This window comes from Micromonospora sp. A200, from assembly GCF_029893845.1.
Taxonomy (GTDB): Bacteria; Actinomycetota; Actinomycetes; order Mycobacteriales; family Micromonosporaceae; genus Micromonospora; species Micromonospora purpureochromogenes.
The window spans coordinates 23,910-46,517 of record NZ_JARXXY010000038.1; the positions used below are offsets into that span (position 1 = coordinate 23,910).

Annotated in this window: 23 protein-coding genes; 14 read left to right on the forward strand and 9 right to left on the reverse strand. The window is 73.7% G+C overall.

Going from position 1 to position 22,608, the window contains the following annotated elements; genetic code table 11:
- Window positions 1-60 precede the first annotated feature (60 nt).
- From sufD to M2302_RS27525, 7 genes are all read left to right on the forward strand, one after another.
- Window positions 61-1,203, forward strand: coding sequence for a Fe-S cluster assembly protein SufD (sufD, locus tag M2302_RS27495; protein WP_280840729.1), 1,143 nt, complete (start codon window positions 61-63; stop codon window positions 1,201-1,203).
- Window positions 1,203-1,529 carry a non-heme iron oxygenase ferredoxin subunit gene (locus M2302_RS27500; RefSeq protein ID WP_280840730.1) on the forward strand — a complete coding sequence of 109 codons (327 nt, stop codon included), beginning with the start codon at window positions 1,203-1,205 and terminating at the stop codon, window positions 1,527-1,529. Before sufD ends, M2302_RS27500 begins: the two co-directional genes overlap by 1 nt.
- Complete coding sequence (gene sufC, locus M2302_RS27505; protein WP_179805760.1) at window positions 1,529-2,302, forward strand: Fe-S cluster assembly ATPase SufC; 774 nt, start codon at window positions 1,529-1,531, stop codon at window positions 2,300-2,302. The genes M2302_RS27500 and sufC overlap by 1 nt, the downstream gene beginning before the upstream one ends.
- Window positions 2,303-2,327: 25 nt before the next feature.
- Complete coding sequence (locus tag M2302_RS27510; protein WP_280840731.1) at window positions 2,328-3,632, forward strand: cysteine desulfurase; 1,305 nt, start codon at window positions 2,328-2,330, stop codon at window positions 3,630-3,632.
- Window positions 3,632-4,105 (forward strand): Fe-S cluster assembly sulfur transfer protein SufU, encoded by a 474-nt coding sequence (gene sufU, locus M2302_RS27515; RefSeq protein ID WP_154943622.1) that lies wholly within the window; start codon window positions 3,632-3,634, stop codon window positions 4,103-4,105. Before M2302_RS27510 ends, sufU begins: the two co-directional genes overlap by 1 nt.
- Entirely contained in the window at window positions 4,102-4,536 is a 435-nt protein-coding gene (locus M2302_RS27520) for a metal-sulfur cluster assembly factor (RefSeq protein ID WP_210776281.1), read from the forward strand. The genes sufU and M2302_RS27520 overlap by 4 nt, the downstream gene beginning before the upstream one ends.
- A gap of 230 nt (window positions 4,537-4,766) precedes the next feature.
- Window positions 4,767-5,390 (forward strand): LysE family transporter, encoded by a 624-nt coding sequence (locus M2302_RS27525; RefSeq protein ID WP_280840732.1) that lies wholly within the window; start codon window positions 4,767-4,769, stop codon window positions 5,388-5,390.
- A gap of 10 nt (window positions 5,391-5,400) precedes the next feature.
- On the opposite strand, the gene M2302_RS27530 is transcribed toward M2302_RS27525, so the two are convergent.
- Window positions 5,401-8,667, reverse strand: coding sequence for a penicillin acylase family protein (locus M2302_RS27530; RefSeq protein ID WP_280840733.1), 3,267 nt, complete (start codon window positions 8,665-8,667; stop codon window positions 5,401-5,403).
- A gap of 128 nt (window positions 8,668-8,795) precedes the next feature.
- Between M2302_RS27530 and M2302_RS27535 the strand changes: the two genes are divergently transcribed.
- Window positions 8,796-9,455 (forward strand): acVLRF1 family peptidyl-tRNA hydrolase, encoded by a 660-nt coding sequence (locus tag M2302_RS27535; RefSeq protein WP_280840734.1) that lies wholly within the window; start codon window positions 8,796-8,798, stop codon window positions 9,453-9,455.
- 57 nt (window positions 9,456-9,512) lie between these two features.
- Window positions 9,513-10,199: a TMEM175 family protein gene (locus M2302_RS27540; RefSeq protein WP_280840735.1), complete on the forward strand. Its 687-nt coding sequence runs from the start codon at window positions 9,513-9,515 to the stop codon at window positions 10,197-10,199.
- Window positions 10,200-10,314: 115 nt separating this feature from the next.
- On the opposite strand, the gene M2302_RS27545 is transcribed toward M2302_RS27540, so the two are convergent.
- Window positions 10,315-11,229 carry a neutral zinc metallopeptidase gene (locus M2302_RS27545; protein ID WP_280840760.1) on the reverse strand — a complete coding sequence of 305 codons (915 nt, stop codon included), beginning with the start codon at window positions 11,227-11,229 and terminating at the stop codon, window positions 10,315-10,317.
- A 244-nt stretch (window positions 11,230-11,473) separates the two neighbouring features.
- Here M2302_RS27545 and M2302_RS27550 point away from each other — a divergent pair, with 244 nt between their 5' ends.
- Window positions 11,474-13,078 (forward strand): ABC-F family ATP-binding cassette domain-containing protein, encoded by a 1,605-nt coding sequence (locus M2302_RS27550; protein ID WP_280840736.1) that lies wholly within the window; start codon window positions 11,474-11,476, stop codon window positions 13,076-13,078.
- 149 nt (window positions 13,079-13,227) lie between these two features.
- Here M2302_RS27550 and M2302_RS27555 read toward each other — a convergent pair whose 3' ends face one another.
- Window positions 13,228-13,791 carry a cadmium resistance transporter gene (locus tag M2302_RS27555; protein WP_280840737.1) on the reverse strand — a complete coding sequence of 188 codons (564 nt, stop codon included), beginning with the start codon at window positions 13,789-13,791 and terminating at the stop codon, window positions 13,228-13,230.
- 249 nt (window positions 13,792-14,040) lie between these two features.
- Between M2302_RS27555 and M2302_RS27560 the strand changes: the two genes are divergently transcribed.
- The 3 genes from M2302_RS27560 (at window position 14,041) to M2302_RS27570 (ending at window position 17,176) form a co-directional block, all read left to right on the forward strand.
- A complete protein-coding gene (locus M2302_RS27560; RefSeq protein WP_007462679.1) occupies window positions 14,041-14,268 on the forward strand; it encodes a helix-turn-helix domain-containing protein in 228 nt (75 codons plus the stop codon).
- A 46-nt stretch (window positions 14,269-14,314) separates the two neighbouring features.
- Window positions 14,315-15,082 carry an enoyl-CoA hydratase/isomerase family protein gene (locus M2302_RS27565; RefSeq protein WP_280840738.1) on the forward strand — a complete coding sequence of 256 codons (768 nt, stop codon included), beginning with the start codon at window positions 14,315-14,317 and terminating at the stop codon, window positions 15,080-15,082.
- Between the two features lie 114 nt (window positions 15,083-15,196).
- A complete protein-coding gene (locus M2302_RS27570; protein WP_280840761.1) occupies window positions 15,197-17,176 on the forward strand; it encodes an ABC transporter ATP-binding protein in 1,980 nt (659 codons plus the stop codon).
- On the opposite strand, the gene mug is transcribed toward M2302_RS27570, so the two are convergent.
- The 6 genes from mug to M2302_RS27600 all read right to left on the reverse strand — a co-directional run bounded on the left by mug (window position 17,173) and on the right by M2302_RS27600 (window position 21,587).
- Window positions 17,173-17,694 carry a G/U mismatch-specific DNA glycosylase gene (gene mug / locus M2302_RS27575; protein WP_280840739.1) on the reverse strand — a complete coding sequence of 174 codons (522 nt, stop codon included), beginning with the start codon at window positions 17,692-17,694 and terminating at the stop codon, window positions 17,173-17,175. The two genes, M2302_RS27570 and mug, sit on opposite strands and share 4 nt — an antisense overlap.
- Before the next feature lie 206 nt (window positions 17,695-17,900).
- On the reverse strand, window positions 17,901-18,662 hold the full coding sequence (locus tag M2302_RS27580; protein ID WP_280840740.1) for an SDR family oxidoreductase: 762 nt from the start codon (window positions 18,660-18,662) through the stop codon (window positions 17,901-17,903).
- Window positions 18,663-18,709: 47 nt separating this feature from the next.
- Window positions 18,710-19,195 (reverse strand): hypothetical protein, encoded by a 486-nt coding sequence (locus tag M2302_RS27585; protein WP_280840741.1) that lies wholly within the window; start codon window positions 19,193-19,195, stop codon window positions 18,710-18,712.
- The gene (locus tag M2302_RS27590) at window positions 19,192-20,010 is read right to left on the reverse strand and encodes a DUF692 domain-containing protein (protein ID WP_280840742.1); all 819 of its coding nucleotides are present in this window, start codon (window positions 20,008-20,010) and stop codon (window positions 19,192-19,194) included. The genes M2302_RS27585 and M2302_RS27590 overlap by 4 nt, the downstream gene beginning before the upstream one ends.
- A complete protein-coding gene (locus tag M2302_RS27595; RefSeq protein WP_280840762.1) occupies window positions 20,007-20,906 on the reverse strand; it encodes a TIGR04222 domain-containing membrane protein in 900 nt (299 codons plus the stop codon). The genes M2302_RS27590 and M2302_RS27595 overlap by 4 nt, the downstream gene beginning before the upstream one ends.
- A gap of 108 nt (window positions 20,907-21,014) precedes the next feature.
- Window positions 21,015-21,587: a TetR/AcrR family transcriptional regulator gene (locus M2302_RS27600; RefSeq protein ID WP_154936047.1), complete on the reverse strand. Its 573-nt coding sequence runs from the start codon at window positions 21,585-21,587 to the stop codon at window positions 21,015-21,017.
- A gap of 105 nt (window positions 21,588-21,692) precedes the next feature.
- Here M2302_RS27600 and M2302_RS27605 point away from each other — a divergent pair, with 105 nt between their 5' ends.
- Window positions 21,693-22,565, forward strand: coding sequence for a carbon-nitrogen hydrolase family protein (locus M2302_RS27605; protein ID WP_280840743.1), 873 nt, complete (start codon window positions 21,693-21,695; stop codon window positions 22,563-22,565).
- Window positions 22,566-22,608: the final 43 nt, after the last annotated feature.

Sequence of the window (22,608 nt, forward strand, 5' to 3'; positions counted from 1 at the left end):
ATCCCCGGTCCGCCCGACCCGGCACCAGACATTGTCGTCGTAGAACAGACCAAGGAAGAGATGACTACCCAGGCTTCCGCGCCGCCCAGCACCAAGACGCAGGCGCTCCGCTCGTACGACGTCGCCGACTTCCCGGCCCTCACCGGCCTGGAGGAGGAGTGGCGCTTCACCCCGCTCAAGCGGCTGCGCGGGCTGGTCGGTGAGCCGCAGGCCAGCACCGCCACGGTCCGGCACGAGTACGGCGACCTGCCCGAGGGCGTCACCGTCGGGCGGATCGGCGCGGACGACCCGCGGGTGGGCAGCGTGCTCACCCCGGTCGACCGGGTCAGCGCCCTGGCGTACGGCGGCGCGGGGGACGCGCTGCTGGTGGAGGTCGCCCGGGACGCCGTGGTCGGCGCGCCGGTGACCCTGCGGGTGGTCGGCGACGGCGCCGAGGGGCTGGCCTTCGGGCACACCTTCGTCGACGTGGGCCGGTTCGCCGAGGTCACCCTGGTGCTGGAGCACGTCGGCTCGGCCACCCTGGCCGACAACGTCGAGGTGTCGGTGGCCGAGGGCGCGAAGCTGATCCTGGTCACCGTCGCCGACTGGGCCGCCGACGCGGTGCAGGCCCAGCACCTCAAGGTCAAGCTGGGCCGCGACGCCAAGGTGACGCACATCCAGGTCAGCCTCGGCGGCGACCTGGTCCGGCAGTACACCTCGGTGGAGTACACCGGCCGGGGCGGCGAGGCCGAGCTGTACGGCGTCTACTTCGCCGACGGCGGCCAGCACCTGGAGCACCGCCAGCTGGTCGACCACAACGTGCCGGACTGCCGCAGCTACGTCGGCTACCGGGGCGCCCTGCAGGGCGACGACGCGCACACCGTCTGGGTGGGCGACGTGCTGATCCGCGCCGAGGCGACCGGCACCGACACGTACGAGATCAACCGGAACCTGCTGCTCTCCGACGGCGCGCGGGCCGACTCCGTACCCAACCTGGAGATCGAGACCGGCGAGATCGCCGGCGCCGGCCACGCGAGCGCGACCGGCCGCTTCGACGACGAGCAGCTGTTCTACCTGATGGCCCGGGGCATCCCGGAGGGCGAGGCCCGCCGCCTGGTGGTGCGCGGCTTCTTCGCCGAGCTGATCAACAAGATCCCGGTCGAGGAGCTGCGCGAGCGGCTCGGCGACGCGATCGAGGCCCGGCTGGCCAAGGCGGGCGCCTGATGATCAAGATCTGCTCGACCGAGGACGTGCCGAAGGGGACCGTGATCAGCGCGGACGTCGACGGCACCGCGATCGCGGTCGTGCACGGCGAGGACGACACCTTCTACGCCGTCCACGACGAGTGCTCGCACGCCGCGGTCGCCCTCTCCGAGGGTGAGGTCGAGGGGTGCACGCTGGAATGTTGGCTGCACGGATCCCGTTTCGACCTTCGGACGGGCGAGCCCACCGGGCTGCCCGCCACCGAACCCGTCCCCGTCTATCCCGTCGAAGTCCGCGACGGCGACATCTACGTCAGCCTGACGCCGAGCAATGGAGTGACCCGATAATGAGCACCCTGGAGATCCGCGACCTGAAGGTGTCGGTCAAGCTGCCCGAGGGTGAGCTCAAGCCGATCCTGGCCGGTGTCGACCTGACCGTCCGCTCGGGTGAGACGCACGCGATCATGGGGCCGAACGGTTCCGGCAAGTCCACCCTGGCGTACTCGATCGCCGGCCACCCGAAGTACGAGATCACCGGCGGCTCGGTGACCCTCGACGGCGAGGACGTGCTGGCCATGTCCGTCGACGAGCGGGCCCGCGCCGGCCTCTTCCTGGCCATGCAGTACCCGGTCGAGGTCCCCGGCGTCTCGGTGGCCAACTTCCTGCGTACCGCCAAGACCGCCATCGACGGGGAGGCGCCGAAGCTGCGCACCTGGGGTGGCGAGCTGCGGGGCGCCATGGAGCGCCTGCAGATGGACCCGGCGTTCGCCCAGCGCAACGTCAACGAGGGCTTCTCCGGCGGCGAGAAGAAGCGGCACGAGATCGTGCAGCTGGAGCTGCTCAAGCCGAAGATCGCCATCCTCGACGAGACCGACTCCGGCCTCGACGTGGACGCGCTGCGCGTGGTCAGCGAGGGCGTGAACCGGGTCCGCGACACCGGCGACACCGGCGTGCTGCTGATCACCCACTACACCCGCATCCTGCGCTACATCAAGCCGGACTTCGTGCACGTCTTCGTCGCCGGCCGGATCGTCGAGCAGGGCGGGCCGGAGCTGGCCGACAAGCTCGAGGCCGAGGGCTACGAGCGGTACGCCGCCGGGGCCGGTTCGGCGCGGGCCTGACACGACACGACAGGGGCCGGCTGAGATGACCACCATCGCGATCCCGTCCGGGATGCCGCAGTTCGACGACGTGCCACGGTTCGACGTGGCAGGAGTGCGCGCCGACTTCCCGATCCTGGACCGGGAGATCAACGGGCACCGGCTGGTCTATCTCGACAGCGCCAACACCTCGCACAAGCCGCGTCAGGTGCTCGACGTCCTCGCCGAGCACTACGCGATGCACAACGCCAACGTGTCGCGCTCGGTGCACACCCTGGGCACCGAGGCGACCGAGGCGTACGAGGGGGCGCGGGCGAAGATCGCCGCGTTCATCAACGCGCCGAGCGTGGACGAGGTGGTGTTCACCAAGAACTCCACCGAGGCGATCAACATCGTGGCGTACGCGTTCTCCAACGCCTCGCTGCGGCCCGACGCCGACCCCCGGTTCCGGCTCGGCCCCGGCGACGAGGTGGTGATCTCCGAGATGGAGCACCACTCGAACATCGTCCCGTGGCAGCTGCTCTGCGAGCGCACCGGCGCGACCCTGCGCTGGTTCCCGGTCACCGACAACGGGCGGCTGGACGAGTCGGGGCTGGAGGAGCTGGTCACCGAGCGGACGAAGATCGTCTCGCTGGTGCACATGTCCAACATCCTCGGCACGGTCAACGCCACCTCCCGGATCACCCAGCGGGTCCGTGAGGTGGGTGCGCTGCTGCTGCTCGACTGCTCGCAGTCGGTGCCGCACATGCCGATGGACGTGGTCGACTACGACGCCGACTTCATCGTCTTCACCGGCCACAAGATGTGCGGCCCGACCGGCGTCGGCGTGCTCTGGGGCCGGGGCGAGCTGCTCGCCGCGATGCCCCCGGTGCTCGGCGGCGGGTCGATGATCGAGACGGTGTCGATGGCGGGCTCGACGTTCGCCGCGCCGCCGGCCCGGTTCGAGGCCGGCACCCCGCCGATCGCCGAGGCGGTCGCGCTCGGCGCGGCGGTGGACTACCTCACCGGCATCGGGATGCGCGCCATCCAGTGGCACGAGAAGGAGCTGACGGCGTACGCGCTGGACGCCCTCGCCACCGTGCCGGGGCTGCGGATCTTCGGACCGACGGTGCCGGTCGGCCGGGGTGGGACGATCTCGTTCGCGCTCGGTGACATCCACCCGCACGACGTGGGGCAGGTCCTCGACTCGCTCGGCGTGCAGGTGCGGGTGGGGCACCACTGCGCGAAGCCGGTGTGCACGCGGTTCCGCGTGCCGGCCATGACGCGGGCGTCGTTCTACCTGTACACCACCACGGAGGAGATCGACGCCCTGGTGGCGGGGCTCGAGCAGGCGCGGAAGGTGTTCGACTGATGCAGCTCGACCAGCTCTACCAGGAGATCATCCTGGACCACTACAAGCACCCGCACGGGCGTGGCCTGCGCGACGCCGACCCGGACGCCCGGGTCGCCGAGGCGCACCACGTCAACCCGACCTGCGGTGACGAGATCACCGTCCGGGTGGCCACCGACGGCGACACGCTCGACGACATCTCGTACGACGGGATGGGCTGCTCGATCAGCCAGGCGTCGGCGAGCGTGCTGCACGAGCTGCTGCGCGGTCGGGGTGCGGGTGAGGCGTTCGCCGTGCACGAGGCGTTCGTCGAGTTGATGTCCGGGCGTGGCCAGGTCACGCCGGACGAGGACGTACTCGGTGACGGGGTGGCTTTCGCGGGCGTCGCCCGCTACCCCGCCCGGGTCAAGTGCGCGCTGCTGCCGTGGATGGCGTTCAAGGACGCCGCGGCACGCGCCGGCGTGGGCGTGAGCCCGACGGAGGTGAAGGCATGAACAGCGAGGACACCGCCACCGCGGCGACGCCGGAGGCCGGTGACGCCGCCACGACGCCGGCGACCGGTGCCGTGGCGACCGACGGCGCTCCGACGCCGGCGGGCGGCAAGGCCGTCGTCGCCGACATCGAGGAGGCGATGAAGGACGTCGTCGACCCGGAGCTCGGCATCAACGTGGTCGACCTCGGCCTGGTGTACGGCGTGCACGTCGACGACGAGAACGTCGCGACGCTGGACATGACGCTCACCTCGGCGGCCTGCCCGCTCACCGACGTGATCGAGGACCAGGCCCGGCAGGCGCTGACCACCGGCCCCGGCGGGGGACTGGTCAACGACATCCGGATCAACTGGGTCTGGCTGCCGCCGTGGGGCCCGGACAAGATCACCGACGAGGGGCGCGACCAGCTCCGCTCGCTCGGCTTCAACGTCTGACCCACCGCGCCGGCTGACCGGACGAAAGGCCCCGACCTCAGGTCGGGGCCTTTGTCGTCGGTGCGGCCCGCACGCACCCACGGATAACCGGTGGCGGGCCCGGACGGCGTCCGGCGACAATCGCCGCGTGATCGAGTCGACGTCGTCCCGCACCGTCCCTGTCGCCGCGGCCATCGCCGCCGGGCGACAGCGGCCGGTGCCGCGGCGGCTGCGACCCGGTACCCGCCGCCATGGGTGACGCGCTGCTCGCCGGCCTGCTCGCCGGCTACGGGGTGGCGGTGCCGGTCGGGGCGATCGCCATCGTGGTCATCGGACTCACCGCCCGTACCTCGTTGCGGGTCGGCGCCGCCGCCGCCCTCGGGGTGGCCGCCGCGGACGGCCTCTACGCCGCGCTGGCCGTGCTCGGCGGCGCGGCCCTCGCCGGCCTGGTGCGCCCGGTGGCGACCCCGTTGCGCTGGGCGGCCGTCGTGATCCTGCTCTTCCTCGCCGGGCAGCTCGCCGTGGGCGCGCTGCGCCGGCACCGTCGCCCGCCCGACCCGGCGCGGGCCGAGCGGGGTCTGGCCACGCCCGCCCGGGCCTTCGCCGGGCTGCTGGCGCTCACCCTGCTCAACCCGATGACCATCGTCTACTTCGTGGCCCTGGTGATCGGCCGGCAGGCGTCCGGTGGGTGGACGCCCGCCGGCCAGGTGGCCTTCGTGGCCGCGGCGTTCGCCGCCTCGGCGAGCTGGCAGCTGCTGGTCGCCGGCGGCGGCACGCTGCTCGGTCGGCTGCTCACCTCCGACCGTGGCCGGCTGGTCACCGCGCTGCTGGCCAGCGCGCTGATCGTGCTGCTGGCGCTGCGGATGATCTGGTAAGCCGGCCGGCTCAGTGCGGGTACACCTCCAGTTCCCAGAGCGAGAAGCCGTAGGAGGTGGCCCGGGTCAACCCGACCATCCGCACGTAGCGGGCACTTGTCGTGGCGAACCGGTCGTTGTCGGTGCCGCCGTCCCCGGCGGTGGTGGACCAGACCGTCCGCCAGGCGGCGCCGTCGGTGGAGACGTCGATCCGGTACGACCGGGCGTGCGCCGCCTCCCAGCGCAGCACCGCGCGGGCCACCGGCCGGACCGCACCGAGGTCCACGGTGATCGACTGATTGTCCGACCAGCCGCTCGACCACCGGGTGCCCGGATCGCCGTCCACCGCCCGGCTGGCCGGGAGGAAGAGTTGGCTGCTGGAGGCGGTGACCGGGCGGCCGGCGGCCAGGTTGGTCAGGTCGTCGCCGCGGCGGGCCGGGAACGACACCACCTGCTGGTAGGTCGGCCGGTTCTGCCAGGCGATCACGGGCTGCTTCAGCCCGCCGAGCGGGGACTGCACGATGGCGTCGGCGCACCACTGGTCGCCGGCCGCGCAGCTCGCGTCGCCGGGATAGACCTCGGTCGCCGGCCGGGCGACGGCGCTGCGCAGCGTGTCCAGCAGGATCTGCCGGCAGGCGGCGAGGTCGCCGCCGCCGCAGTACCGGCGGTCCGACCCGCCGGGCACCGGCTCGCCCAGCACGGCCCGCAGGTCGGCGTCGACGTACCCCCACCAGCCGTACTGGAACGACGAGCCCTTGTGCCCCTGCGCCTCGTTGGCCGCGGTGGGCAGGGTGGACTCGTCGCCGCGCTGCTGCCCGGACGGCGACTCGTTGATCTGCATGGCGTTGACCAGCGCCTGGTACAGCTCCGGGCCGAGGGGTGCCTTGAACTGGCCGTTGACCAGCAGTGGCCACCAGGCGTCGAAGATCCGGATCGCGTCCGCGTGCCGGTACACCTTGGTGCCGGGGGCCGTCTCGACCCGCAGTGCGCCGTCGGCACGCCAGGCCCGGAGCTTGCTCACCACGGCGGCCAGGTCGGCGTCGGTGACCGGCTGGCTCTCCAGCACCCGGATCAGCTCGTCGAGCACCTCGGCGCCGCGCAGGTCGGTCAGGCCGGCCCGCTCGACCAGCGAGGTCAGCGTGGCCCGGTCGAAGGTGCGCCCGGCCGCCAGCGCTGACCGGATCGGCCGGTCCAGCAGGTCGACCCGGTGCACCGGGCCGAAGCTGAAGTTGCCGTCGGCGGCGCCGAAGTCCTTGGCCTGCTTGTTGTTCCAGCTCACGTAGTAGTCCTGGTCCACCGAGTACGGATGCTCGGCCAGCGGCTGATAGGCGGCGGTGTTCGCGGTCGGGTCGAAGTCGCGCCACTCGTACGCCGGATCGGCCCGCATCGGCAGGTTCGGGTCGGACCCGGCCGCGCGGACGGGGTTGAGCCCCGAGTTCAGGTACGCCGACTCGGTGGAGTTCACGTAGAACCAGTTGAACGCGTACCCGATGGTGCCGGCGGACTCGCGGAACGCCGCGGCGTCGCCCATCGCGGCCGGGTCGTTGAACATCTGGAAGCCGATCGCCGAGTCCGCCTCGTGCCGGTAGGTGGAGCGCAGGTGGGTGAAGGCGTGCGGTTGGCCGCCCACGGTGCCCCGCCAGGCGACCAGGCCGAGCGCGGTGCGCCGGGCGACCAGCCGGTACGACCCGGCGGCGGTGCCGTCGGCGAGGGTGGGCCGCCACGCGTTGACGTGCGAGATCTCCGCCATCGGCTGGCACCGGCCCCGGTAGCGGTAGTGGTTGCTGGCCAGGGTGGGTGCGCTGCCGTCCACCGTGCACAGCGGCAGGGCGTAGGTGTCGGTGATGTCGTGGGCCGACGAGGTGGCGCTCCAGGCGTAGTCCTGGCCCCGGCCCAGCAGCACGTAGAGGTTGAGCCCGGCGAAGGCGGCGCCGCGCGCGCTGATCCCCGGCCCCTGCAACTCCTGCACCATCAGCAGCTGGGGTGAGAAGTAGCCGGTCTGCGGGCCGAACACGGCGATCGGGTGGCCGGTGGCGGAGTGCTCGGTCGAGATCACCGCCGCGTTCGACATGCCCCGGTCGGCCCGGCCGATGGTCAGCCCGGACAGCGCGGCGGCCAGCTCGGACGGTCCACCGACGGCGGCGCCGGTGGCCGCGCCGGTGGCGTCGCTGACGACGGGTTCCACCCGGGCCGAGCCGCCGTCCGGCAGCACCACGCTGGCCGCGTTCGCCGGGGCGCCACCGTACGGGAAGCTCTGCCCGTCGTGCAGGGTCAGCACTGTCTCCGGGTTCTCCTGGCTGCGGAAGGCGGTCCAGACCCGGTCACCCTCGACCACGCCGTAGCGGGCCCGCGCGGCCAGCCGGACCAGCGCCGACTGCATCTCGTTGCCGCCCCCGCCGCCGAACAGCCCGCCCACCACGCCGGCGATGGCGATCAGGTCGGTCATCCGGAACGGCTCGGGCCCGCCGGCGTTGGTGACCGCGTCCAGGTGCCCGGTGAGCACGTACTCGCCGGGGCAGTTGCGGTGCGCCATGCAGTGCCCGATGTAGGCGTTGATACCGGCGATGTACTCCTGCACGTCGGCGTAGAGCTGCTCGCCCCGGGGGCCCTTGCGCCGCAGCGCCTCCACCTGCGCCGCCAGGTCCGCCTCGGTGTACGGCGAGTTGCGCCAGACGCTCTGCTCCAGCGCCCGGTTGCCGGGCGCGCCCCCGGCGAACGGGGTCAGGGTGCCCCGCCCGACGTGGCGCAGCAGGTCGATGGTGAACAGCCGGTCCTCGGCGCCGGCGTAGCCGGCCCCGAACATGGTGCCGCCGCGGGTGCTGCCGGTGACGTGCGGGACGCCGGTCGCCCGATCGCGCACGATGGTCACGTCGGCGCGCGGCGAGTAGCGGCGCTCGATCTGATCGGCCGGCACCCCGAAGCCGGCGTCGTTGAAGAACGCGCCGAGCTGGTCCTCGCGCAGCCCCGCGTAGCCGTAGACCAGGTCGGCGTACCGGCCGAGCTGGTCACCGGCGTGCCGGGGCAGGGTGCCGAGGGCCTGGTTGGCGAGCACCTCGACGAGGGTGGCGTTGCCGTTCTGCCCCGGCGGCAGGATGTCCGAGCACTCGCCGAGACAGTGGTCGGCCGCGGCGAAACTGCTGGTGGTGGCGTCGGTGGCGGCGGGTGCGGCGGCGGCGGGGGCGGTGGGGGAGACGGTGAGCAGGGCCGCCACGGTGACCGACGCCGCGGCGGCGGCGGTCAGCCGGCGGGCGACGGCGCGACGGGCGGGGTGCGGTGGGACGGGACCGCGTGGCTGCATGGGGACCTCGCAGACGGAGGATGGATCCGAGAAACATTCGGTTACCGGATGGTAAGCGCTCATCGATGTCCATGAAAGCCCCGGAGTCGGGCGCCGCCCGTGGTCCGGCAGTTCGGTACCGTTCGGCCATGACCAGTCGACCCGCAGCCGGGGGTGGCCGGTGGGTCGAGGTCGACCCGACCCGCGTCGCCCGCTGGGTCGAGGGCTTCGCCGACCGGCACGGCCCGCCCACCACCACCGTCGGCGGGTACGGCCTGCTGCTCGCCGCCCCGGACGGCGCGACCGCCGAGCTGCACACCCCGCCCGGGGCGCCGCCCACCCGGGACGTACCCGAATTCGTGGCCGCCGCGGCCGAGCCGCGCCGGATCGGCCTGCTGCTGGCCCGCAAGGGCGCGGTGGCGGTCGGCGTCGCGGTGGGGGAGGACCTGGTGGTCTCCAAGGTGGACACCCGCTACGTGCAGGGCCGCACCGCCGCGGGCGGGTGGTCGCAGCAGCGCTTCGCCCGGCGGCGGGACAACCAGGCGAAGGCGGCCCTCGGCGACGCGGCGGAGCTGGCCGTACGGCTGCTGCTGCCGGAGGCGGCGACGCTGCGCGCGCTGGTCTGCGGCGGTGACCGGCGGGCCGTCGACACCGTGCTCGCCGACCGGCGGCTGGCCCCGCTCGCCGCGCTGCGGGCCGAGCGGCTGCTCGACGTGCCCGAGCCCCGACACGCGGTGCTGGTCGCCGCGATCGCCGCGGCCCGCGCGGTGCGGATCCTGGTCCGCGACGCCGCACCCGACGCTCCCTGAACCGCTGCTCGGTGTGGCGTGGCCAACTCGTTGCGTTCCGGCCGCTAGCCTGCGGAAATGGCCGCACGCGAGGGGGCCGTGCCGGCGGCGCGGGGCACGACGACGACCGGGACCGACCGGATGACGGCGTTCAGCGACGGGGTGTTCGCGATCGTCATCACCCTCCTGGTGCTGGAACTTCGCCCACCGGCGTACGAATCCGGTGGGCTGCTCGACGCGCTCCTGCACGAGAAGGCCGCCTACCTCGCCTTCGTCATCTCGTTCGTCTACATCGGCGTGCTCTGGCTGAACCACCACGCGCTGCTGCTACTGGTCGGCCGGACGAACCTCACACTCAACTGGATCAACCTCGCCCTGCTGTTCGGCGCCGTGATCATCCCGTTTCCCACCGCGGTGCTCGCGTCGGCATTCGCCCATGCGGGCACCGCCGACCGGCGGGTGGCCGTGGTCCTGTACGCACTGTCCGCCGCGCTGATGTCGGTGCCCTGGCTGGCCTTCTTCGCCTACCTGGAACGCCATCCCGCGCTGCTGGCACCCGAGATCTCCACCGAACACCTGCACGCCCAGCGGGCCCGCCCCATCACCGGCATCTTTCTCTACGGCGGCAGCGCCGCAGTCGGCTGGTTCGTCAACCCCGTGGTGGGCCTGATCGGAATCATCGTCATGATCATCTACCACGCCGTCACGAGCCAGGGCCTCAGGCGGCGCAGTCACCGGCGGCTGCCGGGTCGACGGCAGACCTGACTCGACGACAGCCATGGTGGCCGGACGCGGCCGGAACCGGTGACCCGGAAACGCCACGGCGGCCGGTGGGTGGGGAACCCACCGGCCGCCGCCGGGTGTCTCGGGACCGGGGCGCTCAGCGGCTGCCACCGAAGGTGTCGCAGGACTTCGGGTCGCCGCTGTCGTAGCCGCGGCTGAACCACTCCTTGCGCTGCGCGGAGGAGCCGTGGGTGAACTCCTCGGGGTTCACCGGGCGGTTCGCCCGCTCCGAGATGGCGTCGTCGCCGATCTTCTCGGCGGTGTCGATCGCCTGCGCGATGTCCTGCTCGCTGACGCTCTTGAAGATCTTCTGGCCCGTCGCGTCGGCGGTGCCGGTGGCGTTCTTCGCCCAGGCGCCCGCGTAGCAGTCGGCCTGGAGCTCCAGCTTCACCGACAGCGCGTTGGCGTTGTCCGGGTCGCGCTGCTGCTGGCGGCGCATCTGCGCCTCGGTGCCGAGCAGGTCCTGCACGTGGTGGCCGTACTCGTGGGCCAGCACGTACGGCTGGGCGAACTCGCCCTCCGCGCCGAGCTGGTCGGCCAGCACCCGGTAGAAGGTCAGGTCGATGTAGACCTGGTCGTCGGCCGGGCAGTAGAACGGGCCCACGCCGGAGTCGGCCTGGCCGCAGCCGGTGTTCACGCCCTGGCTGAAGAAGACCGTCTTCGACGGCCGGTACTGCTCGCCGAACTTCTCCGGCAGCGCGGCCTGCCAGTACGCCTGGATCGAGTTGACGTACGCGGTGTTGCGGCAGTCCAGCTGCTGGAGCGCGTCGTCGGCCGAGCACTTCTGCTGCAGCGACGTGTTGTCGCCCTGCTCACCGCCGCCGCCGTTGGTCGCGGCGTTCAGCCCGAAGCCGCCGCCGACCAGCGCGACCAGGACGGCGATGATGATGCCGACGATCCCTCCGCGACCGCCGCCGATCGGGATGGGAATGCCCATCCCGCCACCCCCGCCGGACCCTCGCCGATCGTCCACCTGACTGGTGTCGATCTGCGCGTTCTCGTTCAGCTCCATGTTGACCCCGATCACCGATTCATCACGTTTGGTGGTTGCGGTGCCGGACCGGGTCCGGACGGCGTTTCGGTACCCGATGATCTTGCTCGGTAATCCGGGCGGGGCGCCGAAGCCGGCCCGGTACACTTGCCTCGTGCTGCTCTGCGAAGGCTGAACCGCCCCGCGCCGACGGTCCATCGGGCCCGCCGGCCGTTTCGCGTGCCCTGAGTCAGCCCTTCCAGACCCCGAGAGCGAGTACCGGAAAATGATCACTGCCACCGGCCTGGAGCTGCGTGCCGGCGCCCGGATCCTGCTGTCCGACACCACCCTGCGGGTGCAGCCCGGTGACCGGATCGGCCTCGTGGGCCGCAACGGCGCCGGCAAGACCACCACGCTGAAGGTGCTGGCGGGGGAGGGGCAGCCGTACGCCGGCCAGATCGACCGGCGCAGCGCGATCGGCTACCTGCCGCAGGACCCGCGTACCGGCGACCTGGAGGTCACCGGGCGGGACCGGGTGCTCTCCGCCCGCGGGCTGGACGTGCTCATGGCCCAGATGACGGAGATCGAGGCCAAGCTGGCCGACGACGCCGACGACAAGTTGGTCCGCCGCTACGGCGCGCTGGAGGACCAGTTCGCCGCCCTCGGCGGGTACGCCGCCGAGGCCGAGGCGGCCCGGATCTGCGCCAACCTCGGGCTGCCCGACCGGGCGCTCGCCCAGACCATCGGCACCCTCTCCGGCGGCCAGCGCCGCCGCATCGAGCTGGCCCGGATCCTGTTCCGGGACGCCGGCGAGAACGGCGGCGGCATCCTGCTGCTCGACGAGCCCACCAACCACCTCGACGCCGACTCGATCACCTGGTTGCGCAACTTCCTCGCCAACCACAAGGGCGGCCTGATCGTCATCTCCCACGACGGCGCGCTGCTGGAGTCGGTGGTCAACAAGGTGTGGTTCCTCGATGCCACCCGCTCGGTGGTCGACGTTTACAACCTGGGCTGGAAGGCGTACCTGGAGGCGCGGGAGACCGACGAGCGGCGCCGCCGCCGCGAACGGGCCAACGCCGAGAAGAAGGCCGGCGCCCTGATGGCCCAGGCCGACAAGATGCGGGCGAAGGCCACCAAGACCGTCGCCGCGCAGAACATGGCCCGCCGCGCCGAGAAGCTGATCTCCGGCCTGGAGGAGGTACGCGTCTCCGACAAGGTGGCGAAGGTGCGCTTCCCCACCCCGGCGCCGTGCGGCAAGACCCCGCTCACCGCGACCGGTCTCTCCAAGTCGTACGGCTCGCTGGAGATCTTCACCGACGTGAACGTCGCGGTGGACCGTGGTTCCCGGGTCGCCATCCTCGGGCTCAACGGCGCCGGCAAGACCACCCTGCTGCGGATGCTCGGCGGCCTGCTCACGCCGGACACCGGCGAGGTGCACGCCGGGCACGGCCTGCGGCTGGGCTACTACGCCCAGGAGCACGAGACCCTGGACGTCGAGCGGACCGTGCTGGAGAACATGCGGGCCGCCGCCATCGAGCAGTCCGACACCGACCTGCGCAAGATCCTCGGTGCGTTCCTCTTCTCCGGGGAGGACGTGGACAAGCCGGCCGGGGTGCTCTCCGGCGGCGAGAAGACCCGGCTCGCCCTCTCCACCCTGGTCTGTTCCGGGGCCAACGTGCTGCTGCTGGACGAGCCGACCAACAACCTCGACCCGGTCAGCCGGGAGCAGGTGCTCGACGCCATCGCCAACTACCCGGGCGCGATCGTGCTGGTCACTCACGACCCGGGCGCGGTGCTCGCGCTCAAGCCCGACCGCGCGATCCTGCTCCCCGACGGCGACGAGGATGCCTGGAGCGACGACCTGCTCGAACTGGTCGAACTGGCCTGACGGGCCGGTCCGGCGCGGCTGTCGTCGCCCGCCGGCATGATCGACTCCATGACGGCGACGTGGCGGGGTCGGTAGCGTCCCGACCCCGCCACCTCGCCGTGACGGGGTCGATCACGGCGGCCGGAGGAGGCCGCGCCCGGCCGGCGGGCTCAGGGGGCCAGGTCGGCCAGGCGGGTCAGCACGCCGGAGGTGACCAGGATGACCAGGCCGACGCCGACGAAGATCGCCGGTACCAGCCAGTGGCCGGCCCGGCCGACCAGCCGGACCACCCGGGGGTGCCCGCCGAGCAGGGCGGCGACCGCGCACCAGAGCGCCACCAGGGCGGCGAAGACCGCCAGCCAGACCAGCCCGGCCGCCGGCTCCAGGGAGCGGAACACCGGCACGTAGACGGCGATGTTGTCCGCGCCGTTGGCGATGGTCACGCCGGCCACCCCGAGCGCGCCGCCGACCACCGCCGGTGGCGCCTCGTCGTCGGTGCGCGCCAGCAGGGCCCGGATTCCGAGGCCGATCGGCAGCAGGCCGAGCAGGCCGGTCCACGGGTTGGGCACCACGAGCAGCCCCGCCGCGATCACCAGGGCGGTCGCGACCAGTGCGCCGATGCCCAGGTACTGGCCCGCCACGATCTGCCAGGGCCGGGGCCGGCCGGTGGCGCGGGCGGCCACGAAGAGCACGGTGAGCACGACGATGTCGTCCACGTTGGTCGCGGCGAACACCAGGGCCGCACCGGCCGCGGCGGCGAGCAGGTCGGTCCCGCCAGGCAGGGTACGGGCCGCGGGGCGGGCCCCGAACGGCCCCGGCGCGCACGTCCTGCGGGCCCGGTCGGAAGGATCACTCTATCGGGAAGCTGACATCGCATAGCGTGTCGGTTGGCGAAGAGTTGATATCTGGCGCATGATCGTTCGAGGCGGTCTAATAGGTGGGACCGTATCCGAACCGCACAGTCTGGGACGTGAGGAATCAGCATGGCAGCCACTGGCACAGCCACCAGCACTGAGAAGGGTCGCCGGATCGTCGGAGCCGAGCGTCAGACGCTCGCCAAGGACCTGGTAAAGCGGTACACCTCGGGTGAGAGCATCCGCGCGCTCGCGGCCTCGACCGGACGTTCCTACGGGTTCATCCACCGGGTGCTCACCGAGTCCGGCGTCCAGCTGCGGCAGCGCGGCGGCGCCCGGCGCCGCAAGAAGGCGTGACCCGCCCACCAGCGTCGTCCATCAGCGTCGTGTTCCGGGCCGTCCGGTGACCGCCGAGACGACCGGGGTACGACTCGACTGCGACGGGCCGGTGGCGACGGTGACGTTGTGCCGGCCCGACGTGCTCAACGCGCAGACCCCGGCGATGTGGCGCGCGATGAGCGACTTCTCGCGGGATCTCCCTGGCGACGTGCGCGTCGTCGTGGTGCGCGGCGAGGGGCGATCCTTCTCCGCCGGCCTCGACCTGTCGGTGGCCGGCGCGTCCGGGCCGGGTTCGTTCGCCGAGCTGGCGACCCTGCCCGAGCAGGAGTGCGCCGACCGGATCGCGGAGTTCCAGGGCGGCTTCAGCTGGCTGCACCGCCCCGACGTGATCTCCGTGGCGGCTGTGCAGGGCCACGCCATCGGCGCCGGCTTCCAGCTGGCGCTCGCCTGCGACCTGCGGGTGCTCGCCGAGGACGCCAAGCTCTCCATGGCCGAGGTGACCCTGGGCCTGGTGCCCGACCTCGCCGGGACGAAGCGCCTCGTCGAGCTGGTCGGCTATGCGCGGGCCCTGGAGATCTGCGCGACCGGCCGGCGGATGGACGCCGCCGAGGCGGACCGGATCGGGCTGGCCACGCTCGTGGTGCCCGCCGCCGACCTGGACGGCGCGGTGCGGGACCTCACCGCCGGGCTGCTGGCCAACAACCGCGACGCGGTGGTCGAGATCAAGGCGTTGCTCGCCGGCGCGGCCGGCCGCTCGCACGCCGACCAGCAGCGCGCCGAGCGGGAGGCGCAGACCCGCCGCCTGCGCGACCTCGCCGGACGGGGAGAATAGTAAGGACCGTTCGGGAAGATCCGGGTTACTACTGAGGTTGTCGTAGTCGTCGGGAGAATCGAACCCGACGGTGCGCGCTGCCGCAGATCCCGGAGGTGACCGATGTCCAACCCGATGTCCGGTGGGGGCATGGCCGGGTGGAGCATGCTCCGGTCGATGCGCAGCAGCGACGAGGTCTCCGCGCACCGGCTCAAGCGGGGCACCGCCCGGCGGATCGTCGCCTTCGCGGGGCCGTACCGGCGGGACATCGTCGTCTTCCTGATCACGGTGGTGATCGCCGCGATCATCGGGGTGGCCACCCCGGTGCTGGCCGGAAAGGTCATCAACGCCATCACCCGGGGCGGTGCCGAGGCCGGGGCGACCGTGGTCCGCCTGGCGCTGGTGATCGCCGCGCTGGCGGTCGCCGACGCCCTCTTCTCCCTCGCCCAGCGGTGGTACTCCGCCCGGATCGGCGAGGGGATCATCCTCGACCTGCGCACCCGGGTCTACGACCACGTGCAGCGGATGCCGTTGCAGTTCTTCACCCGCACCCAGACCGGCGCCCTGGTCAGCCGGCTCAACAACGACGTGATGGGCGCCCAGCGGGCGTTCACCTCCACCCTCTCCGGGGTGGTCAGCAACGTCATCCAGCTGGTGCTGACCGCCGGGGTGATGTTCACCCTCTCCTGGCAGATCACGACGCTCTCGCTGGTCCTGCTGCCGATCTTCATCATCCCGGCCCGGCGGGTCGGCAAGCGGCTGGCCGAGATCACCCGGGAGTCGTACAACCTCGACGCCAAGATGAACGCGACGATGACCGAGCGGTTCGGCGTGGCCGGGGCGCTGCTGGTCAAGCTCTTCGGTTCGCCCGAGATCGAGGCCCGCCGCTTCGCCGGCCGGGCCGAGCGGGTCCGCGACATCGGCATCCAGTCGGCCATGTACTCGCGGACGTTCTTCGTGGCGATGCTGCTGGTCGCCTCGCTGGCCCAGGCGCTGACCTACGGGCTCGGCGGCTGGCTCGCGGTCACCGGCGCGGTCAGCGCCGGCACCGTGGTCACCCTCGCGCTGCTGCTCACCCGCCTCTACGGCCCGCTGACCGCGCTGTCCAACGTCCGGGTGGACGTGATGAGCGCGCTGGTCTCCTTCGACCGGGTCTTCGAGGTGCTGGACCTGCGCCCCGGCATCGAGGAGAAGCCGGACGCGGTGCCGGTGCCGCGCGGCAACGGGCGGGTCGAGTTCCGCGACGTGCGGTTCCGCTACCCGGCCGCCGCCGAGGTGTCGCTGGCCTCGCTGGAGGAGGTCGCCACCCTGGACCGTACGGTCAACGAGCCGGTGCTCAAGGGCGTGTCGTTCGCCGTCGAGCCGGGTCAGATGGTGGCCCTGGTCGGGCCCTCCGGCGCCGGCAAGTCGACGCTGTCCATGCTGATCTCCCGGATCTACGACGTCACCGACGGCGAGGTGCGCGTCGGCGGCGTGGACGTCCGCGACGCCACCCTCGCCTCGCTGCGCGACGAGATCGGCGTGGTCACCCAGGACTCGCACCTGTTCCACGAGACGATCGCCGAGAACCTGCGCTACGCCAAGCCGGACGCCACCGACGACGAGATCTGGGCGGCGCTGGCCGGCGCGCAGGTCGCCGACCTGGTCCGGGCGCTGCCCGAGGGGCTGGAGACGATGGTCGGTGAGCGTGGCTACCGCTTCTCCGGCGGCGAGAAGCAGCGCATCGCCATCGCCAGGCTGCTGCTCAAGGCGCCGTCGATCGTGATCCTCGACGAGGCCACCGCCCACCTGGACTCGGAGAGCGAGGCCGCGGTGCAGCGGGCGCTGGCGGTCGCGCTGACCGGGCGTACCGCGCTGGTCATCGCGCACCGGCTCTCCACGGTCCGCGACGCCGACCAGATCCTGGTCCTCGACGGCGGCCGGATCGTGGAGCGCGGCCGGCACGAGGAGCTGGTCGCGGTCGGCGGGCTCTACGCCGAGCTGTACCGCACCCAGTTCGCGGTCGCCGACTCGCCGGCGCCGTACGCGGCGACGGAGCCCGAGCCGGTGATCACCACGGTGCCGCTGGGCACGTACGTCGCCCAGGAGGCGCTGCCGCCGGCGGCGGCGAACTAGCCGGCGGCGGCCGCCCGCAGCTCCCCGAAGGCCGCGCCGAGCGTCGCCGGGGTGAAGTGGGCGTTCAGGCCGCTCGGGTTGGGCAGCACCCAGAGCCGGGCCCCGGCCAGCGTCTCCGGCTGCGGGCCGAAACCGGCCTTCGGCCGGGCGAACCCGATCCGGTACGCGGTCACCCCGACCACCGCCACCCAGGCCGGCCGGTAGTGGGCGACCTTGCCGGTCAGGATCTCCGCTCCGGTCACCAGCTCCGCCGGGGTCAGCTCGTCGGCGCGGGCGCTGGCCCGGGCCACCATGTTGGTGATGCCCAGGCCGAGGCCGGGGAGCTGGTCCTGTTCGCTCGGGTGCAGCTGGCGCGGGGTGAAGCCGCCCCGGTGCAACGCCGGCCAGAAGCGGTTGCCGGGTCGGGCGAAGTGCCAGCCGGTGGCCGCCGACCAGAGCCCGGGGTTGATGCCGACGAAGAGCACGTCCAGCCCGGGCGCGATCAGGTCCGGGATGGTCCGGTCGGCCGCGGCCGCCAACTCGTCCTTTGTCGGCCGTCCCGCGCCGGAGGCTCCCCGCGTCGCGCCGGAGGCCCTTGCCGTCGCGTCCGGCTGCGCGCCGGCGGGCGGCCGACCGGACGTCGGCCCCGGCCGCCGGGACTGGTGGCCCCGAGGCCCGGACCCGGCCCGGGCAGCCGGCCGACCCGGCCGGGCACCGGCCGGGTCGTCGGAGCGGTCGGCGGGGCTCACAGGCCGCGCAGCGCGCCGCCGTCGACCGGCACGGTGACCCCGGTGACGTAGCTCGCGGTGGGGGAGAGCAGGAACGCGGCGACCCGCCCGAACTCCGCCGGGTCACCGATCCGGCGCAGCGGGATGCCGGCCTCCGCCTCGGCCCGGGCCGCCTCGGCGTCTCCGGTGGCGGCGAAGAGTTCCCGGTTGCGGTCGGTCATGATCCGTCCGGGCAGCAGGCCGAGCACCCGCACGCCGCGCGGGCCGTACTCGTCGGCCATGTCCTTGGCCACCCCGGCCAGGCCGGGACGCAGGCCGTTGGAGATGCCGAGGCCCGGCACCGGGCCGCGGGCCGAGGTGGAGAGCACCAGCCCGATCGCGCCGCCGTCGGTGAGCGCGCCGGCCACCGTACGGGCGGCGCGGACGCTGCCCAGGAAGACCGTCTCGAAGGACTGCCGCCACTGCTCGTCGGTAACCTGGGCGGCGGTGCCGCGGGGCGGGCCGCCGACCGAGACCAGCGCGCCGTCCAGCCGGTCGAAGTGCTCCCGCGCCGCCACCACGAGCCGCTGCGGCGTCTCCGGGTCGGCCAGGTCGGCGGTGAGCCCGATGGCGTGCCGGGGACCGCCGAGCCGCTCGACGGCCTCGGCGACGCGCTCCGGGGCGCGGGCCGAGAGGACCACCCGCGCGCCGTCGGCCACGAGGCATTCGGCGGTGGCGAAGCCCAGGCCGCGGGAGGCGCCGGTCAGCACGTACACCCGGTCGGTGAGTCCGAGATCCATGCCGCCGATCCTGCCGTACCCGCGTGCGCGACGCGCCGGGTGGGCGGTCAGCGCCGGGCGGGGCGCAGCAGGCGTACCCGACCGGCGAGCTGCACCGCGACGGCGCCGCCGGCGCGGGCGACGGCCGGCAGCCGACGGGGTCGCGGCGGGTGGTGGCCGTCGTAGCGGCTGCCCGCCTCACGGGCGACCAGTTCCTCCGCGCCGAGCGGGGGCAGGGTGCCCCGCTCGCGCAGCGTGCGGGCCAGGTCCCAGCCGTCGCGCAGTGAGCCGTTGGTGGGGCGGTCGGCCGCCCACTCGCGGAAGGTGTCCCACCAGGCGTCGCCGAGGGAGGCGGCGAGCAGCGGCCAGTGCCGGGCCACCTCGCCGGCCCGCTTGCCGAGCAGGGCGACCCGGGCGGCCCGCACCGGCCCGGGCGCGAAGCCGGCCGGGAGCGGCGCCCCGGCGACCAGCGCCGCCACCAGCGCCGCCTGCCGGGCGCCCAGTTCGCCGCCCGGCGCACCGTCGGGCGGACCGGGGACCGTCCGGTCGCTCACGTGACCACCGGGAACCCGGAGGCGGCGGCGAGCGCGTCCAGCTCGGCTCGCAGGGCGGGCGCGGGCGGGTAGTGCCCGTCGCGTTCCAGCAGCAGCGCCGGGGGCCGGCGGCGGGCGCAGAGCGCGCCGACCAGGTCGAGCACCTCCGGCGGCACCGGGTCGGTGTGCGTGTCGTGGTAGAAGCCGCCACGCTCGGCACCCCCGGCCACGTGCACGTAGGCGACCCGGTCCAGTGGGAGCCGGTCGAGCAGGGCGAGCGGGTCGCCGCCCCGGTTGCGGGCGTTGGCGTGCACGTTGGCGACGTCGAGCAACAGCGTCGCCCCGGTGGCGTCCAGGATCTCGGTGAGGAAGTCCGCCTCGTCCAGCTCGTCGTCGGGCCAGTCGAAGAGCGCGGCGATCGGCTCCAGGGCGATCGGCACCGGCAGCTGCCCCTGCGCCCGCCGGACGTTGGCCACCACCGCGGCCACCGCCTCCCGGCTGCGCGGCAGCGGCAGCAGGTGGCCGGCCTCCAGGCCGCCGGCCCGGACGAACGCGATGTGCTCGCTGACCAGCGGCGCGTCGAGGAGTTCGGCGACCCGGGCCAGGTGGGTCACCCGGGCCGGGTCGACCGGTTCCGCGCCGCCGAGGGAGAGCCGCAACCCGTGCGGTACCACCGTGACGTCGCGTCCGCGCAGCTCGGCGAGCCCTGGCGGGAGCGGGCCGGTCGACGGGACCGACTCGGCCACCACCTCGACGAAGCGCAGCCCGGGCAGCTCGGCGACGAAGCCGGCGATCTCCGGCCGCCAGCCGATGCCCACCCCGCTCGGACCGGTCATCCGCCGCACCCACCACCGCCGCCGCACCCACCGCCGCCACCGCCGCCACCGCCGCCACCGCAGGAACTGCCGCCGCTGCAGGAGCCGCCGCCGCTGCCACCGCTGCTGTTCAGCGCCTGCCGCTGGATCTCCGCCTGCTCGGCGAAGCCCGGGTCCAGGGCCCAGAGCGAGGCGGTGCCGAACAGAGCCACCCCCATGGCCGCCCCGGCCGCGCCGTAGGTGGCGTAGGCGGGCGTGGACGCGGGGGAGAGGTGGATGTTGCTCCGGCGCAGCTCGCGCAGCGCGGCGTCGGCCGCCCGGGTCCGCCACGGCACCCGGGAGAGCAGCACCAGCGGGACGATCAGGGCCAGGACGGCGAGCAGCAGGAAGCCGACCGGTCGGTCGTTGGCCAGTCCGGCGGCGATCCGGGCCGCGCCGAGCGCCATCAGGGCGACCACCAGCCACGCGCCGCGCCGGGCCGCGGCGCGCTGCTCGGGGTGCACTGCCAGGCCCTGCCGCTGCAGGCCCTCGCGCAGCTCGGTGAGGGCGCGGGACACCCGCTGCTCGCGGGCAAGTTCCCGGGTGTACAGGTGGTTGCGGGCGGCGTGGTGGACCGCCTGGTCCAGCGGGGTGACGCCGCTGGGCAGGGGGCCGCCGGTGGTGAGGCGTCGGTCGGGACGCACCCCGACCGCGCCGCAGCCGCGCAGGCCGCCCAGCGCCGTCCAGATCGCGAGCTGGTCGCCGCCGTTGAGGTACGCGACCTGCTGCGGCCCGAGCTGGCCGGCCCCGGCCGCCGGCTGACCGGCGAGGATCCGGGACCGGTACATGATCGAGCCGACGACGACCACCAGGGCCGCCAGCAGATAGAACCGGAGGAACGTCGGGCCGGGAATGCCCCAGGTGTCGGCCGCCAGCATCATGGCTCTGCTCCTGTCACGCGAGGGGACCGCGGCCTCATTGTGGAGCAGGGCCGCCACGCGCCGACCGCCGTGCGGGCCGAGTTACCAAGCCGATACGTCCGGCGGTCAGCGCCGGCGGACGGCCTCCTCGACCAGGTCCAGCACCGGGCCCAGGTCGCCGGCCGGCCGGCCCATCGCCAGGTGCAGCACCAGGCCGTCGTACGCCAGCTCCAGGAACTGGGCCAGCACGTCGATCGGGACGTCCTCGCGCAGCACCCCGGCCTCCCGCTGCCGGACCAGCCGGTCCCGGGTGGCCTCGGCGATGGCGGCCGAGCGCTCGGCCCAGCGGCGGGCGAACGCCGGGTCGGTGCGCAGCCGGCGGGAGACCTCCAGCTGGCTGCCCAGCCAGCCGGTGGTGTCCGGCGAGATCGCCCGGGCCAGCAGGTCCCGCATGACCTGGACGAGGCCGTTGCGGGCCACGGTCTCCACCATGGCCGCCGCGTCGTCCTCGGCCACGGCGAGGAAGAGCGAGTCCTTGTCGCGGAAGTGGTGGAAGATGGCGCCCCGGGACAGCCCGGTGGCCTCCTCCAGCCGGCGCACGGTGGCTCCCTCGTAGCCGTGCCGGGCGAAACAGGCCCGCGCCGCGGCGAGGATCTCCTGTCGGCGCGCGTCGAGCTGGTCCTGACTTACTCTGGGCACGGGTCGATCGTTCCAGCTGACCCTGCGTTACGCAAACCGTACGTACGGCTTGGGATCTTGCGTGGTGGGACGGGCCGGCCGGGGGGCTCCGGTTAGGATCGGCGGGTGACGACGCCCCCGGTCGCCTCCGCCCCCCTTCCGTCCGCCCCGCTGACCGTCGCCACCGTGCAGGCCGCCCCGGTCCCCGGCGACGTGCCCGGCAACGCGCGGGTCGCCGCCGGCCTGGCCGCCCGGGCCGCCGGTGCCGGCGCCCGGGTCGCCGTGCTGCCGGAGCTGTTCCTGCCGGCGTACCATCCGCCGACGCTGGCCGCCGATCCGGCGCGCACGGACGTGGCCGCGACCGGCGACGGCGCGGTCGACGATCCCCGGCTCGACCCGCTGCGGGCCGCCGCTCGCGACAACCGGATCACCCTGGTCGTCGGCGCCGCGGTCCGCCACCCGGACGACCGCCGGACCATCTCCGCCCTGATCGCCGACCCGACCGGCGCGATCCGGGTCGGGTACGACAAGCAGCAGCTCTGGGGCGGCGAGCGGGAGCTGTTCGACGCCGGCCGGCGGGGCGCCACCCTGCTGGTCGACGACTGGCGGCTCGGGCTGGGCATCTGCTACGACGGATGCTTCCCGGAGCACGCCCGGGCCGCCGCGGCCGACGGCGCGCACGGCTACCTCTGCCCGAGCGGCTACCTCGCCGGGTCGGCGCACCGGCGGGACCTCTACTACGCCGCCCGGGCCCTGGACAACACCATGTACGTCGTCTTCGCCAACGCCGTCGGGGGCGCCGAACCGTGGCGGTTCAACGGTGGCGCGGCGGTCTACGACCCGGAGGGGCGGCCGCTGGTGCGCGGCGCCGACGACGGCGAGGCCGTGCTGGTCGCCACCCTGGAGCCGGCCGCGCTGGCGGCCACCCGCTCGGCCCACTCGATGCTCGCCGACCGGCCCGCCGACCAGGGGCTCCCCCGAACGGCGCTGCCGGCCTGACGGACGTCGCCGACCGCCCGGCCCTGTCGACGGCGACCCTCTC

Bases quoted from the DNA above. Each gene is read 5' to 3' on its own strand.
- sufD (WP_280840729.1), top strand. From the start codon at position 61: ATGACTACCCAGGCTTCCGCGCCGCCCAGCACCAAGACGCAGGCGCTC.
- M2302_RS27500 (WP_280840730.1), top strand. From the start codon at position 1,203: ATGATCAAGATCTGCTCGACCGAGGACGTGCCGAAGGGGACCGTGATC.
- sufC (WP_179805760.1), top strand. From the start codon at position 1,529: ATGAGCACCCTGGAGATCCGCGACCTGAAGGTGTCGGTCAAGCTGCCC.
- M2302_RS27510 (WP_280840731.1), top strand. From the start codon at position 2,328: ATGACCACCATCGCGATCCCGTCCGGGATGCCGCAGTTCGACGACGTG.
- sufU (WP_154943622.1), top strand. From the start codon at position 3,632: ATGCAGCTCGACCAGCTCTACCAGGAGATCATCCTGGACCACTACAAG.
- M2302_RS27520 (WP_210776281.1), top strand. From the start codon at position 4,102: ATGAACAGCGAGGACACCGCCACCGCGGCGACGCCGGAGGCCGGTGAC.
- M2302_RS27525 (WP_280840732.1), top strand. From the start codon at position 4,767: ATGGGTGACGCGCTGCTCGCCGGCCTGCTCGCCGGCTACGGGGTGGCG.
- M2302_RS27530 (WP_280840733.1), bottom strand. From the start codon at position 8,667: ATGCAGCCACGCGGTCCCGTCCCACCGCACCCCGCCCGTCGCGCCGTC.
- M2302_RS27535 (WP_280840734.1), top strand. From the start codon at position 8,796: ATGACCAGTCGACCCGCAGCCGGGGGTGGCCGGTGGGTCGAGGTCGAC.
- M2302_RS27540 (WP_280840735.1), top strand. From the start codon at position 9,513: ATGGCCGCACGCGAGGGGGCCGTGCCGGCGGCGCGGGGCACGACGACG.
- M2302_RS27545 (WP_280840760.1), bottom strand. From the start codon at position 11,229: ATGGAGCTGAACGAGAACGCGCAGATCGACACCAGTCAGGTGGACGAT.
- M2302_RS27550 (WP_280840736.1), top strand. From the start codon at position 11,474: ATGATCACTGCCACCGGCCTGGAGCTGCGTGCCGGCGCCCGGATCCTG.
- M2302_RS27560 (WP_007462679.1), top strand. From the start codon at position 14,041: ATGGCAGCCACTGGCACAGCCACCAGCACTGAGAAGGGTCGCCGGATC.
- M2302_RS27570 (WP_280840761.1), top strand. From the start codon at position 15,197: ATGTCCGGTGGGGGCATGGCCGGGTGGAGCATGCTCCGGTCGATGCGC.
- M2302_RS27580 (WP_280840740.1), bottom strand. From the start codon at position 18,662: ATGGATCTCGGACTCACCGACCGGGTGTACGTGCTGACCGGCGCCTCC.
- M2302_RS27590 (WP_280840742.1), bottom strand. From the start codon at position 20,010: ATGACCGGTCCGAGCGGGGTGGGCATCGGCTGGCGGCCGGAGATCGCC.
- M2302_RS27595 (WP_280840762.1), bottom strand. From the start codon at position 20,906: ATGCTGGCGGCCGACACCTGGGGCATTCCCGGCCCGACGTTCCTCCGG.